Annotated in this window: 12 protein-coding genes and 3 pseudogenes; 3 read left to right on the forward strand and 12 right to left on the reverse strand. The window is 58.4% G+C overall.

Translation table 11 applies throughout. The features are described 5' to 3' along the window. A partial coding sequence (locus EN807_RS30030; RefSeq protein WP_189522625.1) for an MFS transporter occupies positions 1 to 788 on the forward strand: 788 nt, incomplete at its 5' end. Between the two features lie 232 nt (positions 789 to 1,020). Here the strand turns inward: EN807_RS30030 and hemN are convergent. Both hemN and EN807_RS30040 read right to left on the reverse strand, forming a co-directional pair. Beyond that, positions 1,021 to 2,349 carry an oxygen-independent coproporphyrinogen III oxidase gene (gene hemN, locus EN807_RS30035; RefSeq protein WP_135937768.1) on the reverse strand — a complete coding sequence of 443 codons (1,329 nt, stop codon included), beginning with the start codon at positions 2,347 to 2,349 and terminating at the stop codon, positions 1,021 to 1,023. 513 nt (positions 2,350 to 2,862) lie between these two features. Continuing rightward, positions 2,863 to 3,219: a hypothetical protein gene (locus tag EN807_RS30040; protein WP_127212655.1), complete on the reverse strand. Its 357-nt coding sequence runs from the start codon at positions 3,217 to 3,219 to the stop codon at positions 2,863 to 2,865. A gap of 682 nt (positions 3,220 to 3,901) precedes the next feature. Between EN807_RS30040 and EN807_RS30045 the strand changes: the two are divergent. Then, a pseudogene (locus EN807_RS30045) lies at positions 3,902 to 5,040 on the forward strand (porin). A gap of 489 nt (positions 5,041 to 5,529) precedes the next feature. Here EN807_RS30045 and EN807_RS30050 read toward each other — a convergent pair. From EN807_RS30050 to EN807_RS30065, 4 genes are all read right to left on the reverse strand, one after another. Then, the gene (locus EN807_RS30050) at positions 5,530 to 7,401 is read right to left on the reverse strand and encodes an acyltransferase family protein (protein ID WP_091595825.1); all 1,872 of its coding nucleotides are present in this window, start codon (positions 7,399 to 7,401) and stop codon (positions 5,530 to 5,532) included. An 84-nt stretch (positions 7,402 to 7,485) separates the two neighbouring features. Continuing rightward, positions 7,486 to 8,049 carry a CpaD family pilus assembly lipoprotein gene (locus tag EN807_RS30055; RefSeq protein WP_127212730.1) on the reverse strand — a complete coding sequence of 188 codons (564 nt, stop codon included), beginning with the start codon at positions 8,047 to 8,049 and terminating at the stop codon, positions 7,486 to 7,488. Positions 8,050 to 8,058: 9 nt separating this feature from the next. Next, on the reverse strand, positions 8,059 to 9,480 hold the full coding sequence (locus EN807_RS30060) for a type II and III secretion system protein family protein (protein ID WP_245493090.1): 1,422 nt from the start codon (positions 9,478 to 9,480) through the stop codon (positions 8,059 to 8,061). 71 nt (positions 9,481 to 9,551) lie between these two features. Continuing rightward, positions 9,552 to 10,238 carry a response regulator transcription factor gene (locus EN807_RS30065; RefSeq protein ID WP_128248103.1) on the reverse strand — a complete coding sequence of 229 codons (687 nt, stop codon included), beginning with the start codon at positions 10,236 to 10,238 and terminating at the stop codon, positions 9,552 to 9,554. Positions 10,239 to 10,547: 309 nt separating this feature from the next. On the opposite strand from EN807_RS30065, the gene EN807_RS30070 reads away from it, so the two are divergent. Beyond that, on the forward strand, positions 10,548 to 10,838 hold the full coding sequence (locus tag EN807_RS30070) for a hypothetical protein (protein ID WP_127212811.1): 291 nt from the start codon (positions 10,548 to 10,550) through the stop codon (positions 10,836 to 10,838). A gap of 388 nt (positions 10,839 to 11,226) precedes the next feature. Here EN807_RS30070 and EN807_RS36905 read toward each other — a convergent pair whose 3' ends face one another. The 6 genes and pseudogenes from EN807_RS36905 to EN807_RS30105 all read right to left on the reverse strand — a co-directional run bounded on the left by EN807_RS36905 (position 11,227) and on the right by EN807_RS30105 (position 17,104). After that, positions 11,227 to 11,472 (reverse strand): hypothetical protein, encoded by a 246-nt coding sequence (locus tag EN807_RS36905; protein ID WP_246684446.1) that lies wholly within the window; start codon positions 11,470 to 11,472, stop codon positions 11,227 to 11,229. A 471-nt stretch (positions 11,473 to 11,943) separates the two neighbouring features. Continuing rightward, positions 11,944 to 12,978: an L-threonine 3-dehydrogenase gene (gene tdh, locus EN807_RS30085; protein ID WP_127212469.1), complete on the reverse strand. Its 1,035-nt coding sequence runs from the start codon at positions 12,976 to 12,978 to the stop codon at positions 11,944 to 11,946. A 91-nt stretch (positions 12,979 to 13,069) separates the two neighbouring features. Continuing rightward, a pseudogene (locus EN807_RS30090) lies at positions 13,070 to 14,055 on the reverse strand (adenosine kinase); the annotation flags it as partial. 100 nt (positions 14,056 to 14,155) lie between these two features. After that, entirely contained in the window at positions 14,156 to 15,331 is a 1,176-nt protein-coding gene (metK, locus tag EN807_RS30095) for a methionine adenosyltransferase (RefSeq protein WP_128248102.1), read from the reverse strand. Positions 15,332 to 15,389: 58 nt separating this feature from the next. Further along, positions 15,390 to 16,726 (reverse strand): annotated as a pseudogene (gene glyA, locus EN807_RS30100) (serine hydroxymethyltransferase). 54 nt (positions 16,727 to 16,780) lie between these two features. After that, entirely contained in the window at positions 16,781 to 17,104 is a 324-nt protein-coding gene (locus EN807_RS30105) for a helix-turn-helix domain-containing protein (protein ID WP_245486299.1), read from the reverse strand. Positions 17,105 to 17,626 lie beyond the last annotated feature (522 nt).

Genomic DNA, 17,626 nt, shown 5'->3' on the forward strand with positions numbered 1-17,626 from the left:
TCTTGAGGAAGGTCACGTCTCAAAACAGGCTGGTGGCCTTCGCCTCTGTGGCTTGTGCAGTCTGTTGCCTCTCCCTTGCCCTGACATCGTCGGTTCCTGTGGCGGCCATTTCGCTGGCGCTCGGCGGGGCGGGTTGGCTTATCACCTGGACGGGCATTGACGTGTCGGTGCAGTTGGCAAGCCCAAGGTGGGTTGTAGGCCGCACGCTCTCCATTTACTACGCCTTGAGCGCAGGCGGTATGGCTGCTGGCAGCTGGATCTGGGGTTCTGTCGCGCAAAACTATTCCTTGACCTCAGCATTGGAGGGCGCCGCGGGCGCTCTGTTGCTGGTTGCAGCAGCGGGGATCGTGTTGCCGGTCCGTCCCTGGGAAGAAACGGATCAAGAAAGTTCAGTTTTTCATCCGCCGGACGTGGCTCTCGATCTGAAACCCAGAAGTGGCCCTATCGTGGCCAAGGTCGAGTATTTGATATCGGAGGAAAATATCGAGGCCTTTCTGGGCTACATGCGCACGCGGCGACACGTCCAGAGCCGTGCCGGTGCACGAAACTGGACGCTCCAGCGAAATCTGCAAACACCGTCACTTTGGACGGAGACATTCCGCACCCCCACCTGGATGGACTTTCTCCGCCTAAATCATCGACTCACCGCAGCAGATAAGGAAGTCGGCCAGCATCTCCTGTCACTGCATGAAGGAGAGCTGCCTCCGCAGACAGTGCTTTCGATTGAACGAACGACCGAGGCAATTCGTACCCGTACCTCGACAATCTTTTCTCGTCCTCCAAGATGACGCCAGCAAGCTGCTATCCAAGGACAGGGTGGATCACCGGTGCTTTGCAGAGCACAGCCTCACACCGAGAGCAGCGTGCTCCGAGTTGTGACTTTCGAGCGCACCCAGGCGAGATGATGGGAAACGCGGCGTCAAGTGGAAGTCCCCTGCATGCGCTTGCGGAGTCTTCTGCGAGAGCCCATGCCGACGAGCGCCAAACAAGGTCTGATGCCTTCCGAGTCGTGGCCTCAACTCATCGATTCGCGAGAAAAGCATCGAATGCAGCAGCAACGGCGCGAACAACAAAGCGGTGCTCCGGCCGCACGCGGATGAAGCCGTTTTCGACGTCCACGATCCCCTCCTCAGCCAGCGTCACCAAACGCTCAACTGAATCGAGAAAACGAGCTGGTTCGATTTCGTGGGCGGCACAGATGGTCGGCACGTCGGCCTCCAAATCGCACATCAGCCGCTCGATGATTGCGGCTCGCACGCGATCTTCGTCGGTGAGACGATAGCCCTTTGATGTCGCCAGACGTCCACTTGCGATGTGCCGGGCGTAAGAATCCCGTGTTACTTCGTTCTGAACGTACCCCTCGCCGACTCGGCCAATAGCCGACGCGCCGAAGCCGATCACGGTTTTGCAAGTATCGGCCGAGTATCCCAGCGAATTACGCCGCAGGCGCCCGGTCTTCTGCGCTAGCGCGAGTTCGTCGTCCGGCAAAGCGAAATGATCGAGCCCGATCTCCCGGTAGCCGGCGCCAACCAGTGTCTCGGCGACAGCTGCAGCCTGTTCGGCGCGAACATCGCCGTCCGGTAGACCTGCCTGCTCGATTAGGCGCTGATTCTTTATCACGGAAGGAATATGCGCGTAGCCGAACACCGCAAACCGGTTGGGGCGCATGGCGACCGCAGCCATCGCGGTCTGGATGCAGGACTGCACAGTCTGTTTCGGGAGACCGAAGATGAGATCGAAGTTGATATGGCCAACGCCATGCCGGCGGAGATTTTCGACGGCAGCGGCCGTCTGCACCTTACTCTGGATCCGATTGATCGCCTTTTGCACATCGGGATCAAAGCTCTGCACGCCGATGCTCGCGCGGTTGACACCGGTAGCTGCCAAGGCTTCGGCCATTTCCGGTGTGAACGTTCGGGGATCGATCTCCACGGCGATCGCAGCAGTTTTGCTGAAAGCGAAGTGGCGGCGTAGAAATTCCATCAGCGCCAAGTGCTCGGCTGGCCCGATAAGGTGAGGCGTTCCGCCGCCGAAATGCACATCGCTCACCGGCAGCCCTTGCCGCACTTGCTCCGACACCAAACTGATCTCCTGACGCAGCACCGCCAAATAATTAAGGATCGGGCCGTTGCGACGGGTGACCGCGGTAGGGAAGCCGCAATACCAGCACATGGATCGGCAAAACGGAATGTGGAAATAGAGCGACACCGATTCGTCGGCCGGGAGGCCCCTCAGCCATTCCTCATAATCGTCAGCACCAACCGCCGCAGAGAAGTCTGGCACAGTCGGATAGATGGTATACCAAGGCGGCCGGCGGTCCCGGTACTTTGTCAGGATTGAGGCGTGCAAGGAGCTGTCGTCCCACGTCGCTGATCCATCATTGTTTCGTTGCGCGCTCGTCCTGTCTCTGACCTAAGTCAGTGCGTCCCGCTTTCTCCGCGTTTTCAAGGCGGAGGCGGCGATGTCGCAGTCTCGGTTGGACAGGACGGTATCAACCACGCCGGGGAGTGCGCGTGCCATGGTTCCGCCTGAGGTGATGGTGCGGTGCCGCATTCACGTTTGAGTACGTGACGCCAGTGCAGTGTACTTGAGGCGTCTGCGGAAGAACTTTGCAATGCGAAATTCATGTCCGACGCCAAACGTCGCAACGCACCTGTCAAGCCTCGTTCAGACGCAAACGCCTGATCCATCCAGATCCAGCCAGCGGTCTTCCCTGCCGGCCGAAAAACCATACCGGCTTTAGCCACCGAGACGCTCTAAAGCTGACGTCCGCTCATTTGATAGAAGGAAGGCCGCTAGGGGGTGCACAAGGCTCCCGGACTTGACGTCGCTTCGAGCGATGAGCGGCGGTGTGGCTTGTCGTCAAGCGCCGGGCACCGTGCCCCCTACCGATATCCCGAAAAGATCGAGCAAGATGGCCATCCCGACGCCACACGCGGTCTGGATGAGGCCGACCATGAAAATGCGATTGGCGCGTTCGTAGATGGGGCGGCGCAAGGAACTCATGTCGAGCAGCATGGACAGCGCTCTCATCTGCAGTGCGATGCCGAGCAGGATCGGCACTACGGCGAACAGATCGTAGAGTTGCCATGGCAAGGGGTTCGCCGCCCAATGAGTGAGGAAGCCGAGCGAAAAGGCAAGCAGGATACCCACGGCAGTGATTGTGCCGTTGCGGAAAATGGTCTCGATCAGTTCTTCCTTCGGATCGTGCTCGTCCAAGCGGCTTCCTTTCGTTGCTCTTTCCGTCGAGACTAAGTTCTCGAGAATGCTGTTCATCGCCAATTACTCGAGGCGAGCCGTAGGCAACCGTTTCAGGGTGCGCTCCCTCCTCGCTTCCGGCCGCGCAATGTACCTGCACGGCGAACTTACAGCGGCGAAAAGGTGCTGCGGCCACCATGCGACGCATCGGACGTGGACGCCCTCTGTCCGTGGCGCAGCCCTTGCGGACCGCATGCGCGCAGTAATCCTTCTCGGTAGCGCATGAACCGGCCTCCGTTGCGGTCAGACGGGAAGCCGTCGCTGTTTAACGAGACTGTCACATATCGAACATGGCGAACCGTGTCGCACATTGCTTTTCGCAGTGACCCTCAAAAAAAGTGATTCCAGCGAGACGAAGGCGCGTCGGCCCAATTTTAGTGTCAGCCGCATCTACGCTTCAGGTTGGCATGTCGCTTGCTGCTCTATTCGGAGGCTGCAGCGGTCTGACCGGAGTGTTTCACATATAAACGATAATGAATCTCCTAGCAGAAAACACTATTCTAAGTACATTTGGCTTTTACGCTGGCTAACCTCTCGTGTCAAGCGCTTGGGCGTCCACACATTGGAGATAACACGCACAAAATTTAGAGGAAAGCTTTCTCTTACGCCTCCATCCTTTTTAATCCTTCATGGAGATCTAGACATGTACATCAAGAGTCCTCTTCTCGGCTTAACTGCTCTGATGGCCGCTTCCGTCGTTCGAGCAGCTGGCGCCGAGCGGGAACCGGCCGAGTACATCAAGATCTGCGACGTCCTCGGCTCGGGTTATTCCTATATTCTCAACACCGACACCTGCCTGCGCATCGGCGGCTATGTCCGTTATGATATCGGCCTCGTGATGTCCGATCGTATGACAGCGCAAGAACCTCGGATGTGAGAACTGGCGAGGACCAAGGCACTTGGCGAAACAACACACGCTTCACGTTCAAAACTTGGACCGGCCAGCATACCGAGCTCGGCGCGTTGACGACCTATACCGAAACCCATGTGAATTTTGGCAATAGCGCTAACTCGCGTGACAGTCCTCAGAACTATGATTTCAACAGCGGCCTCGCACTGGCTTCTGCCTGGGTCGAGCTGGGGGGCTTGCGAGTTGGCAAGGACGGGTCGGCCTTCGATACGTTTGTAAGCTACGCTGGCAACGTTCTCGATAGTATGCTCATTCGGTCGGCCGGCTTCGACACCAACGTGGCTCAGTACTACTTCGACGCCGGCAACGGCATTTCGACCGTGATTTCGCTCGAACAAGGATCGGGCTCAGCCGGTACTATCGACAGCTATATTCCGCACGTTGTCGCCGGCTTGAAATACACGCAAGGCTGGGGCTCGATCACCGGCGTCGCGGCTTATGACAGCAACTACGAAGCTTTGGCCGGCAAGATCCGTGTCGACGTCGCTGTCACAAACCAGCTGTCGCTGTTTGGACTGTTCGGCTACGGTTCCAATGGCAGTCTCAACGAGGACTCAAACGGCGCAATCGCCAATCATGTGCGCGGCTCGTACAAAATCTGGAACGGCCAGTGGGCTTTCTGGGCGGGCGCCACCTACGAGTTTGACGAGAAAACTTCGTTCAACTTTCAGGTCTCGAGTGATCAGCTCAAGAATTCTGGTTTGGCTGCAAACGTCGTCTATATGGTCGTTCCTGGCTTCACGGTCACAGCCGAGGTCGATTACGACCACTACGGCAACTTTGGCGTCGGCCCTGCCGACCCTACCACGGTCAAGGGCACGAGCAAGCCGAACAGCGTCGGCGGCATTCTCCGCTTCCAACGCTCATTTTGAAATCTCTCCAGCCGCGAGCATCTCTGGCAAAGGCACTTGCCTCGACAACGCACGCATAGAGAGCTTCTTTCGCCATCCTTGAAGTCTGCATCGACCGTCCACGGCCCATCGTACCAACTTGAGACTGAAAGGGGTGAGCCCTGTGTAATACAGCCTAGCCCTTGACCTGCCCAATGAACCGGCCAGGGGTGGTCAGTTCAAATTCGGGGCCGTTTAGAGGGCAGTGTGAGGCCGTGTCAGGTAAGTGCCACTGCTATGTCGGGACCGCGACACGCCTGTCGCTGTGGATGGCTGGAATTGCCCTTCGCGGCGCCATTCATTCTCTCAACATTTACGTGATAATGCACGCTTAGTCCGATCCGCGTGGCAGCACCCATCCTAGGTCGCTATCGGGTGGCCTTAAACCTGAACAGCTCCATCGTCGCGGCTGCTGCCGAAGCAGGAGCAATCACAGGGACCCGCACTGGTGCTTGTCAGCCATCTGACCCGCTACTTCGTCTTAGGAAGAGCATTGTCTTTGCCAAAAGCCGGCCAGTATTTCGAGATTGCCAGTGTGGCGCCGGCTGAAGAGAAATGACCATAGTCGAAATACATAAACTCTCCTCTGTCGGAATAGGGGCAGCGTCCTGCGCTGCACAGGAATTTCAGCGGATCGATGAATGTGGCGCCTTTGGTAAATGAGCGCACACGTTCGTTGATGCCGGGGTCCATCGCCATCGGCCAGGACGTATCGTCCAGATTTTGGCGCTTGGCGAAGAACGCAATTTTCCGGACGTCAGTTGGGAACTGCGGAGACTGGCCGATGACAAACACGCGCACGCCCAGGGCACGAAGCGTATCGATTGTTTGCTGAAGACCGTCGAAGCCTCTGACCTCATAGTCACTCCATTTACCGCTGAGGATAACCGTCTTGATGTCCGCTTCCAAGATGATGTCCAAGGCCTTGCGATTGAACCGGACACAATCAAGACGAGCGTAAGAGTAGTAAGAGAGTATCGGCGGGCAGCCGGCGTACGTATATTCCACGATGTTCGCCTGCAACCGATTTATGTTAGCACCCAGGCCGGAAACATAGTGCGCGGCGAAGGAGTCGCCCCACAAAAAAACCGTTGTTGGAAAACCGCGAGTGCGCGTGCAATCCTCCATATTCCAGCTTTCGATCCGGCTGGTGCCCTCGTTGAAACAGATGCCATTCCTCCAGTCCCCGACGGAAATGCGCCGCTGGACATAGTCCGGAAACCGTTGCGGAAAGCCGTTGCCGAGCGCCCCCGCCGCTCCGCCGGCACAAAGAACAACGATCGCGAGCGCTGAAAAGGCGAAGATAGGCCCCGGGGCGGTGAAGGCCCTCTTCTGTCGAAACGGCTGCTCTACAAACTTCCAGGAGAATGCAGCCAATGCGAGGCTTGCTACCAACATCGCACCGGTCATCAAAGGATCGAGTTTTTGGAACGAAAGATAATGCGCGAACGCATTGAGCGGCCAGTGAACAAGATACAAAGAATACGAGATGAGCCCAATCCAGACCAGCGGCCGGACTTCGAGCATGCGGCTGGCGACCGTCGAGGGGGAATTTTGGCCAACATAGATCAGAAGGGCCGTTCCGATGCATGGATACAAGGCGTTGTAGCCTGGGAACGGGTCGCTCTCCGAAAGCGCGAAGAACCCGATGGCGAGAAGGCCAAATCCGGCCAACCCCACCGACTCCATCAGGAATCGGTTGCCCAACGGCGGGGGGCGTTTGAGCATGAGCAGGGCGCCCAACATGAGTTCCCAGATTCGGGTCGGCAGCAGATAGAATCCGGCGGTGGGCGCCAGCGATGTCGCCATCACCGCCATTACGAAGCTGCAGAGAATTATCGGAAGAAGTGTCGTCAGCCAGCGCTTCCCGATGTAGCGATAGATTAGGAACATCAGGATTGGGGCGAAGATGTAGTACTGCTCCTCTACGGAAAGCGACCAGGTGTGCAACAGTGGTCGAAGCGCGGCATCGATCGAGAAGTAACTTGACGTTTTCCAGAAAAAAACGTTCGACCAGAAGGTCGAGGCAGCTATGATGCTAAGACCGAATTCGCGCAGATCCGATGGCAGAAGAATGAACAATGCGGCAATGCAGGTGAGAAGCATCACAAAGACGAGAGCCGGCAGAATGCGCCGGGCACGGCGCCAGTAGAAGTTGACGATCGAAAATTGGCCGCGTTCAAGGTCATCCAAGAGGCTTCCGCTGATCAGGTAGCCGGAGATGACGAAGAAGATATCGACCCCGCTAAAGCCACCCGGGATCGCCGAAATTCCGAAATGAAAGAGTACGACCGGAAGTACAGCAACAGCCCTAAGGCCCGCGATATCGCGCCTATATTGCATCCAGCGGTTCCTTTGATTTTAGATCAGGACGAGATTGGAAGCTTTCAATCTCCGGTAGGAGTGCTGCCAAGATAAGGGCCGGTATTAGCCACCTTTATCCGTCCCGAATGTTCTGTAAGTGGCAACTGGTACAGAAGCACGATCGCCATCGCCGGACTTGACGGCCTGATTGTCGAGCAGATCGCGCGGATCGTTGACCATCACGGCCAGGTTAAATCCTGTCGAACAACCAAGCGGCTGTTTGAAGGATTCTTCATTGGGTAAGGCACCATATGAGGGACAGACCGGCGGACGGGCGTGATAGACAATCGCCTCAATTCGCACTGAGCCGGCGTCGTGTTGATCGAGCAATTGAATGTTGTCTGCTTCGATTGCCAACTGCCTGGCCTGATGGGCTACCCCTGCGCTGAGCTGGGGCGAACCGCTGATGAGGAGGTGGAGGGCATCGAATCGGCCGCGACTGGCCTTGTTTAGGAAATCACGCAAACGCTGCCGTTCGGAAGCGCGCAGGCTTTGCAACGTCAGGAGGGTGGTCTCCTCTCGGACAAGCATTGATGCCGATGGTTCGACATGAACTGGCGTAGTGCTTGTGCAGCCACTTACGCTTGGTGCCAGAGCGACAAAGAGGACTATAAAACGCAACATCATTGGACGACACTATTCGATGATGAAGCCGAGACCGCCCTGGGCGCTTGGCGCGCCCGCACGGATAGCAGCGCGGTCTCGCGGGGGACTTGCCACGGAATTCGTCGGAGCGCCCCCTCCGTTCAAAGCCGGTGCCGCCCGCTCCGTAGGTGCGCTCATCTGGTTTGGGTTGGAGCCTGGTCTTACAATGTAAGGCGTAACTAGAATGACCAGTTCTGACTCCTCTTTTTGAAACGAGGACGAGCGAAAAAGCGGTCCCAGGATCGGCATTTCTCCGAGCCAGGGAAAGGCCCTGACATCATTGTTGACGTTCCGCCTGATTAGACCGCCGATTGCGAAGCTCTGCCCACTGGCGAGTTCGACGACCGTATCGGCTCGGCGCGTGGAAACTGCCGGCACGGAAATTCCGTTGATTTGCACGGCACCTTGCGTCGACAGTTCACTGACTTCGGGCGTTACGTGAATGTTGATTTGATTGTTGCTGAGAACTGTCGGCACAAATTCCAGACTGACGCCGAAGTGACGGAATTCAACCGATACCTGCCTGTTTTCCTGCAGGACAGGAATGGGAAATTCGCCGCCAGCGAGAAAGCTGGCTTTTTCACCCGACATAGCGGTGAGGTTCGGCTCAGCCAGGACGGAAGCTATATGCTCCTTGGCGAGCGCGTCGAGAACCGCGCTGACGTTGACGGCACCGTTGTCGAATCCGATTTCTGCTGTACCGCCACCCTGGGTTGAACCAGATCCAGCGCTTGCACCGCTTCCGCTTAGAACGCCCACTTTGAAATTGCCGATTTGACCGAAGGCGGACAGGTTGACGCCAAGTGACTTCATGGCGCTGCGTGAGACTTCGGCTACGCGCACGCTGAGGTTAACTTGCAGGGATCCAGCGACCTTGATGTTGTTGACGACTTGCGCTCCGTCGCCCAGATATTGCTCAGTGACTCTTTTTGCGGTGTCGGCGACCTCTGCGTCGGGCGCCGTCCCGCTAAGGATTGCGCCGCGCGGCGTATAGTTGACGCGGATGGGATAGTCGCCGACCTGCTCCCGCAACATGGCGCGTAAATCCCCGATCGGTTGCGTGACAACGATACGCAATTCGGCGAGAGGTTCGCCGTTGCCGTCCAAGGCGAATAGGCTGGTCCGCCCCGATTTCTTGCCAAAGACGAAGATTGTTTTGCTCGATGGTGCCTGAAAATCCGCGATCGTCGGGTCAGCAACAAAGATGGTCGTGGCTGGCGCGGGCAGATGAACGGTCTCCCCGAGCGAAGAGGAAAGGGTCAGCGTGGCGTTGATGCTATTCGAAGCCGCACGCGGCGCGCCTTTGTCCTGCTTGTTTTGCGCCGCGACACCAAGTGGGAAAGTCACAATAAGCGCGCAGAGGAGATGGCCCAGGTAACGGGGCACTGCAGGTCTCGGAACCTTGATGGCGATCGCCCGCCAATTGAGCGCAGGGCAAGGATGTTGAAGGATCAGCAAAATAGATCTTCTTTCGGTTCGACAAACTATGCGGATGACGCGTCAGTCAATTCTAGAATGTATCCAATGCCACGGATGGTCTTGATCCGTGGCGTTGCACCTGATCTGGTCAGATGTCCACGTAAACGATAGATTCCGACTTCAAGCGCGTTGGCAGACACGTCGTCGTTGAACGAATAGAGGTGATCTTCCAACTGCGCACGGGGCACGATGCGGCCTGCCCGGTTAAGCAGATGCTCTAGAATACAGAGTTCGCGACGTGCGATCATCATTGGGTGCTCAGCAACGAAAACCTGCCGGGCGACCGGATCGAAGTTGAGATTGCCAAATACGAGCCTCAGGTCGGTCATCTGTGACGCCCGGCGCAGAATGGCTCTCATTCTGGCGATAAGCTCATCGGTAGAGACGGGTTTGAGCAGAAAGTCGTCCGCACCACCGTTGAAGATCGCAATTCGCTTATCGAGATCGTTAAGGCTGCTCATAATGACGGCAGGAACTGAATGCCCGTGGGTCCTCAACTGCCTCAGCCAACCCAAGCCATCGCCATCTGGCAGAGCCAATTCCAGCAGGAGAATTTCATAGCTAGCGCAAGAAAATGCACTCGAGGCCAGTTCCAGAGTACCAACGACATCAACGACGAAGCCGCCATCCCCGAGCGCAAGTCGCATGGCGCGCGCAAGATCCGCATGATGATCCACGAGCAGCGTTCGCATTTCATCTCCTATCGAAGAGAGACGCGTCACCGGCGGCCATCTGATCGGAGCACACGGCGCGCAACTCGTCGCATCTCTCGGAACAGGTCCGAGTTGGAGGGACATGCAAGTCGCTCGGTGGCAATAGGCGCGGGTGAGGACCAACTGACGGGCTCAAATACGCCGGTCGGCGAACCCACGACGCCAGCAACCCGCGTGCGATTTCTCGTTGCATCATCTCTCCTACGTGCAGCCCCTGCGTTCGCAAGGCAGCGTCGCGGCCCAGAGCCCGATTCCCACAGAGGGTAGGGTTAGCTTTCGAGAAACTGATTGAACAAATCGATTATTTGGATCGAATGCATCCACGGTATGGATGCAGCGCCGCATCTTCAACGACTGCGGCTTCCTGATGGATTGTTGTGTCTGTCGTGCTCTGCTATTTTCGCTGTCCTTCAAGGCTGGCGAGTCTGGTGGAACCTGCGCGTCATTGGCTGTGGTAGCTTGATGCTCAAAAATGGAGCGCCCCGCGGAAAGCCGCTCTCAGATTTCCAAAAAGCCTTGCTGGTCCTAAAGAGCACTTCGCGCTCGACACCAAAATGGGCGAGGAAAACTGACGTCTGACAGGGATGTGCATGCAACAGCCGATTTGCGGCACCAGGAAACGACCGCGTTCAGGCTGGAGATCGACGACCAACGGCTCCTCGATTTCCGCATTCAGGCCACGACCAACCGCTTTCCAAGCTCTTCCTGTGTGGGCGGATGCCGGCAAACAGCAGCACAGGGTCAGGGAAACCGCGAGCGGGCCTGCATGATCGCCATGATCACATTGCCGCTGTCGCGCGTGCGGACCGGAATGCATTCGGTCCAGCCGGCGGCAATCTCGGTCAGCACCATCGTCTGCACGAAGCTCCCTGACGAAGACGTGCCCGAATGCGCTCAACAAAGCCGGGCGGCGGATCTTTCCAATCGCCGAAGGTGCGGGCTGGCACCGAGCGGCGAACTGCCGAACTCATTCCTGCCCGGCGGCGCTGGCCGCCGCGAGCGACGATGCGGACCTCAGCCGCTCCGAAGCCTCCCACAACACGATGAGCGCCTCGCGGACATCGCTGCCGTAACAGCGGCTGCGGCTCTTGCCCGAAGACGGCCTCTGCTCACGACGGTTCATAAGACGGATCGCGCGCTTGCGATAATAGCCGGTTACCGCCTTGAACTCATCCAGAATGCGCCGCTTGTCAACGCCGCGATAACGCTCCACGATCGCCGCTTCACCGTGTCGCCATGCTGAGCCGCGCCATCCTTCTCCCGAACCGGAATGGCACGACCTGTCCATCCCTTTTGGAACAGGGACACTATTGGTAACATTTTGCTTGAGGCAATGCGGCTCGTTGCCTTCCTTTTCGCTGACCGGAAAGGTACCGGAAGTCGTCTATCGCATCTTACCCGCTGAAACGGCGGCAACACCTCGACCTCAATCGCAGATCATAGGAAATAGACGATCGCGTCGGGGCCTGAGCATCCGTTCACCGGGTTTCCGTCATCGACTGAAGCGAATTGCCCCATCGACCGTCATCGGATGGGCCGCGATACGTCGCCGTATCATGATTAGCGGGCGCACGTAGCGGAGCCATAGCTCTCCGCCCAGCCATGTTCCCCTCGTTGGAAGATGTCCGGCGGACCAGAGGGTGCTGTCCCGTCAGCTTTTCCTGAAGAGCGGCCAAGGCAATCCCTACCAGTCCATCACCACCTTGCCGGAACTGCCGCTGCGCATTGCATCGAACCCAGTCTGAAAGTCGTCGATGCCGATGCGGTGGGTGATCAGGCCGCTGACATCGAGCGGACCTTGCACCAGCGCGATCATCTTGTACCAGGTCTCGAACATCTCGCGGCCGTAGATGCCCTTCAAGTGCAGCATCTTGAAGATGACCTTGTTCCAGTCGATCTCGAAGCCGGTCGGCGCGATGCCGAGGATGGCGATCTTGCCACCATTGTTCATGGTGTCGATCATGTCGCGGAAGGCGGGCGCCGCACCCGACATTTCGAGGCCGACGTCAAAACCCTCGGTCATGCCGAGCGCCGGCATGACATCGCGCAGCTTTTCCTTCGACGCATCGACGACATGCTGGACGCCGAGCTTTTTCGCCAAAGCCAGCCGCACCGGATTGATGTCGGTGATCACCACTTTTCGCGCGCCGACGCATTGGGCAACGAGCGCGCCCATGATGCCGATCGGCCCGGCGCCGGTGACCAGCACGTCCTCGCCGACAAGGTCGAAGGACAATGCGGTATGGACGGCATTGCCCAGGGGATCGAAGATCGCGGCGACCTCGTCGGGCACATCGTCGGGGATCGGCACCACATTGTGCTGCGGGATCGCCAGATACTCGCCGAAGGCGCCGGGACGGTTGACGCCGACGCCGAGCGTGTTGCGGCATAGGTGGCCCCTGCCGGCACGGCAGTTACGGCAATGGCCGCAGACGATATGGCCTTCGCCGGAGACGCGCTGGCCGACCTTGTATTCGCTGACCGCGGCGCCGAAATCGGCGACGGTGCCGACGAATTCATGGCCGGTCACCATCGGCACCGGCACGGTCTTCTGCGCCCACTGGTCCCAATTGTAGATATGAACGTCGGTGCCACAGATCGCGGTTTTCTTGATCTTGATCAGCACGTCGTTGGGGCCGATCTCCGGTACCGGCACCTCTTCCATCCAGATGCCCGGCTCGGCCCTGGCCTTGACCAGCGCCTTCATCATGTTCGACATCAGGATCTCCCTATTCCGTGATTGCGCTTCTGGCGAGATAGCCTGCACAACGGGAAGGTAGGCCACTACTCGTTTGAACGTCCGGAATGGTCAGCCCCGCCTGCTCGGCCTCGCGGCGCAAATTCTGCCTTGGCCTTGGCCCGATCTGCTGGATCACCAGGCCGGCGGCAAGTGAGCCAAGATCACCGCAGGTCTTGAGATCGCGACCCTGCGTGTAGCCATGCAGGAAACCGGCGGCGTAGAGGTCGCCGGCGCCGGTCGTGTCGACCAGTTCCTCGATGGCGGTGGCCTTGATGACCACGGTCTCGTCGCCGCGCACGATGACGGAGCCTTTCTCGGACCGCGTCACGGCGGCGATCCGGCAATCCTTGCGGATCTGCGCGAGCGCCTCGTCGAACGACGATGTCTGGTAGAGCGCCTTGATCTCGTGGCTGTTGGCAAAGACGATGTCGACGGTGCCCGAGCGCATCAGCTCGAGGAATTCGTCGCGGTAACGGTCGACGCAGAACGAATCCGACAACGTCATCGACACTTCGCGGCCTGCCGCGTGCGCCAGTTTCGCCGTCTGCCGGATCGCTTCCTTGGCGCGCGGCGGGTCCCACAGATAACCCTCGAAATAGGTGACCTTGGCGCCAGAGGCCTTGTCGGCCTCGACGTCCTCCGGCCCGAGCTCGACACAGGCGCCGAGATAGGTGTTCATCGAGCGCTCGCCATCGGGGGTGACGAAGATCATCGAGCGCGCCGTCGGCGGCCCGCCCTTGAGCGGCTTGGTGTCGAAGGCGACGCCCTGGGCATGGATGTCGTGCGCGTAGATTTCGCCCAGCGCATCGTTTGAAACCTTGCCGAAGAAGGCGGCACGGCCGCCGAAGGAGGCGACGCCGGCCGCCGTGTTGCCGGCGCTGCCGCCGGAGGCTTCGATCGCCGGGCCCATGCGGCTGTACAGCAGTTTGGCGCGCTGGGTATCGATGAGGTTCATCGCGCCCTGATGATGCCGTTGGTTTCGAGGAATTCCTCCTCGCACTGGGTGATGATGTCGACAATGGCATTGCCGATGCAAAGCACGCCATAATCCGGCATCAATGTCTCCGCCAACGAGTCACCGGCTTTCTGCTATGCCGGCCGGGCGTGGGTCTCGCGAGTTGAAATGTGTTGCCGCATGCGCTTGATCCAGCCGCCCTCACGCAGCTGCCGGTCCTGCTTCACGCAGCAAGTCGTCAGCTTTGTCCGTCTTCTCCCAGGTGAACTCAGGCTCTTCACGCCCGAAGTGTCCGTATGTCGCCGTCTTGCGGTATATCGGGCGTAAGAGATCAAGCATCTTGATGATGCCTTTCGGTCGGAGATCGAAAACCTCGAGAACAAGGCGCTCGATCCTTTTTTCCTCGATCCTTGCGGTTCCGAAGGTATTGACCATGACAGAAACCGGACTGGCCACGCCGATCGCGTAGGCAAGCTGAACCTCGCAGACCTCCGCAAGGCCGCTGGCAACGATGTTCTTCGCGACATACCGGGCGGCATAGGCCGCCGAGCGGTCAACCTTGGATGGGTCCTTGCCCGAAAAGGCACCGCCGCCGTGACGCCCGGTTCCACCATAGGAATCGACGATGATCTTCCGTCCAGTGAGGCCGCAGTCGCCGGCAGGCCCACCGACCACGAACCGCCCTGTTGGGTTGACCAGAAATCTGATCCCCGAAGTATCCAGGTGGGTCGGCAGGACCGGTTTTATGATCTCCTCAATGACGCCTTCGCGGACCGTGGCTTGTGAGACCGCCTCGTCATGCTGCGTCGACAGGACTATGGTATCCAGCGCCACCGGGCGGAGCCCTTCGTAGCGTACGGACACTTGAGATTTCACGTCCGGACGCAGCCAGCCAAGCTGTCCCGCTTTCCGGACCTCGGCCTGTCTTTTCGTCAAATGGTGAGCGAGTTGGATCGGCAGGGGCATCAATGTATCCGTCTCGTTGCATGCGAATCCAAACATGATGCCCTGATCCCCCGCCCCCTGCTCGAGATCCTGCCCTCGTCCTTCATCAACGCCCTGGCTTATGTCGGGCGACTGCTCGGTGAGGGCCAGAACGACGGCGCAACGTCGACCATCAAAGCCGATCGCATCGTCGTCGTAGCCAATATCGAGTATCGTATCGCGGGCGACTTGGCTGTAATCGATCTGGGCATGGCTGGTGATCTCGCCAGCCACAACGACCATCCCCGTCTTCACCAACACTTCACAGGCGACGCGCGCCTTCGGATCGGTGCGCAGGACCGCATCGAGAATGGCATCGGAGATGTTGTCTGCCATCTTATCGGGGTGTCCCGCGCCGACGGATTCGGAAGTGAACACGAACTGCCTGGTCATAAAAATGCCCTCGCTTCAAGTGCTGGAGTTAGGTGAGGAGTTTCTGGATTGGGGTGGCTTATCGGTCGGGGATGCCGGGAACATCGAACGCAGTGCAGAAGTCGGCAGCGTCTCTTCGTACGCTCGCATGAACTTCCTGGTCATCGGGCTGGCGGCAGACCGAGTCGATGAAAGCGGCGATCTGCACCATCTCCGTCTCGCGCATGCCCATGGACGTCACCGCTGGTGTCCCTAAGCGGATGCCGCTTGTCAGCGCAGGATGCCGCCGGTCGCCCGGGACCATATTGAAATTCGCAATGATACCTGCACGCGATAAGCGCTCCGCATAGGCTTTGCCTGACAGCGGCCTGTCCCGAAGATCAAGGATCAGCATGTGATTGTCAGTGCCCCCGGTGACGAGTTCATAACCTCGCTCCAGAAGCGCCTGGGCCAGAGCCTTGGCGTTGTGGACGATCTGCTGACCGTAGACACGAAAGGACGAGTTCGCTGCTTCCTGCAAAGCGACGGCAAGCGCGGCGATAGTATTCATATGCGGTACGCCTTGCAGAAGAGGGAACACGGCGCGGTCTATACGTTTGGCCAGACTGTGTTTGCTCTTCGGATGTGGAGGGGCTGATAACGGTCTTCATTCCTTGATAAAATGAAGCCACCCCGGGGACCGCGGATCGACTTGTGAGAGGTGCTGGTGACTACATCGCAATGGGGCACGGGGTTCGGATGCACTCCTGCGACAACCAGGCCGCTGATGTGGGCGATGTCAGCCACCAGATACGAGTTCACCTCCGAAGCAATTTCGGCCATTGCCGCGTAGTCAAAAATACGCGGATAAGCAGTTCCGCCGACCCAAATTAGCTTCGGGCGTTCCCGCTTGGCGGTCTCGCGCAAGTGGTCATAGTCAATTTGCTGTGTCTTTTCGTGCAGCCTGTACGGGACGCGCTGATAATCGCTGCCGGAAAAATTGACGGACCAACCGTGAGTCAGATGGCCGCCTTCGGGTAAAGGCAAGCCCATGACTTTGTCACGGGGGCTCAAAAGCGCGCGATAGACAGCCTGGTTGGCTGGCGAGCCTGAATAAGGCTGGACGTTGGCGTGCTCACTGCCAAATAGCGCTTTCAGGCGCTCGATCGCGAGGGTCTCAAGCTCATCGACGATCTCGTTTCCGGCGTAGTAGCGCGCACCGGGGTATCCCTCGGCATACTTGTTGGTGAAAATCGACCCGGTCGCTTCCAACACCGCCGAGGAGGCAAAGTTCTCGGAGGCGATCAGTTTGAGAGTTGTCCGCTCCTGGCGCTCCTGTCTTAGAAGCAGTTCGTGAACGCGGGAGTCGACGGCGGCTAAGTGAGGCCGCCCGTAAGTGTCGGGCTGCGCGATGGCGCCGCCGGCGGAGTTATCCATGGTAGTCGCGCTCCATTTGGACTGATCTATTTCACGATCAAGCAGGCGGTCCCTTCAACCGCGCGTCTTGTATTGCTTCGAGGCGTTGTAGATCTCTTTTATGATGGCCTCGTGGGGCAGGAGATCGACCAACAATTGAGCCAGCCCGCCATCCTTGCCTCCTGCTTGCATATGGTACGAAGACTGCGGACGTTGTTCGTTGCAGCAAAGAAAGTTGGCTCTGACCAGCCGCCGGACGTGGCGTCGAACCTGCTCGCGAGGCAGACTGGTAATATCGGCCAGCTCGCCGACGGTTAGATCCGCATGCGCGCAAAGGCCCAGGATTCGAAGGCGATCAAGATGCGCTGCCCTCCTTAGGCGATTTACCAGTGTCAACATTGGTTGGCATCAACCCGGACGGGATGCAGGAAGCCGCTAGCCCTTCTATCCCCATCAATCCGCATGAGATCTCTTCTCGTCATTTGCTGTAAATCCGCTGGTATTGGTGCTAATGGAAGATGGATCACAGTCCTTTCTACCACTAAGACGTCAGATATTGTGGCGAATGTACCACCTGACAGGAGACTACGCTCACGAACATTATGTGAATTTTTTTTAAAGTTGCTGAGAAAGCAAGGACGAGGTTTGGCGAATGTCTCGCCGTCGACTGTCGAATCCTGCCCGATGGGATTATGGGGTGCGTAGCCTGCTTGTCCTTTCCACATGACCGCGACGATGGGGCGAAGGCGGCTGACATAGCTCTGGAGCATGCTGCGGTGTCTTTGGCCTGAAGCCGAGGAAGGCGGACCGTGGCTTCCGCGCCGCTGCGGGAGCCGCGAACAGGCCAAGTGGATCAGCCGGGTGTTGCCGTCATAGAGCGTGAGACCCAAAGCTGGCCACCTGAGGCTGACGCACCTCTCT

The organism is Mesorhizobium sp. M5C.F.Ca.ET.164.01.1.1 (assembly GCF_004792125.1).
GTDB lineage: Bacteria > Pseudomonadota > Alphaproteobacteria > Rhizobiales > Rhizobiaceae > Mesorhizobium > Mesorhizobium wenxiniae.

Bases quoted from the DNA above. Each gene is read 5' to 3' on its own strand.
- metK (WP_128248102.1), bottom strand. From the start codon at position 15,331: ATGACCAGGCAGTTCGTGTTCACTTCCGAATCCGTCGGCGCGGGACAC.
- EN807_RS30065 (WP_128248103.1), bottom strand. From the start codon at position 10,238: ATGCGAACGCTGCTCGTGGATCATCATGCGGATCTTGCGCGCGCCATG.
- EN807_RS30055 (WP_127212730.1), bottom strand. From the start codon at position 8,049: ATGATGTTGCGTTTTATAGTCCTCTTTGTCGCTCTGGCACCAAGCGTA.
- tdh (WP_127212469.1), bottom strand. From the start codon at position 12,978: ATGTCGAACATGATGAAGGCGCTGGTCAAGGCCAGGGCCGAGCCGGGC.
- EN807_RS30050 (WP_091595825.1), bottom strand. From the start codon at position 7,401: ATGCAATATAGGCGCGATATCGCGGGCCTTAGGGCTGTTGCTGTACTT.
- EN807_RS30105 (WP_245486299.1), bottom strand. From the start codon at position 17,104: ATGTTGACACTGGTAAATCGCCTAAGGAGGGCAGCGCATCTTGATCGC.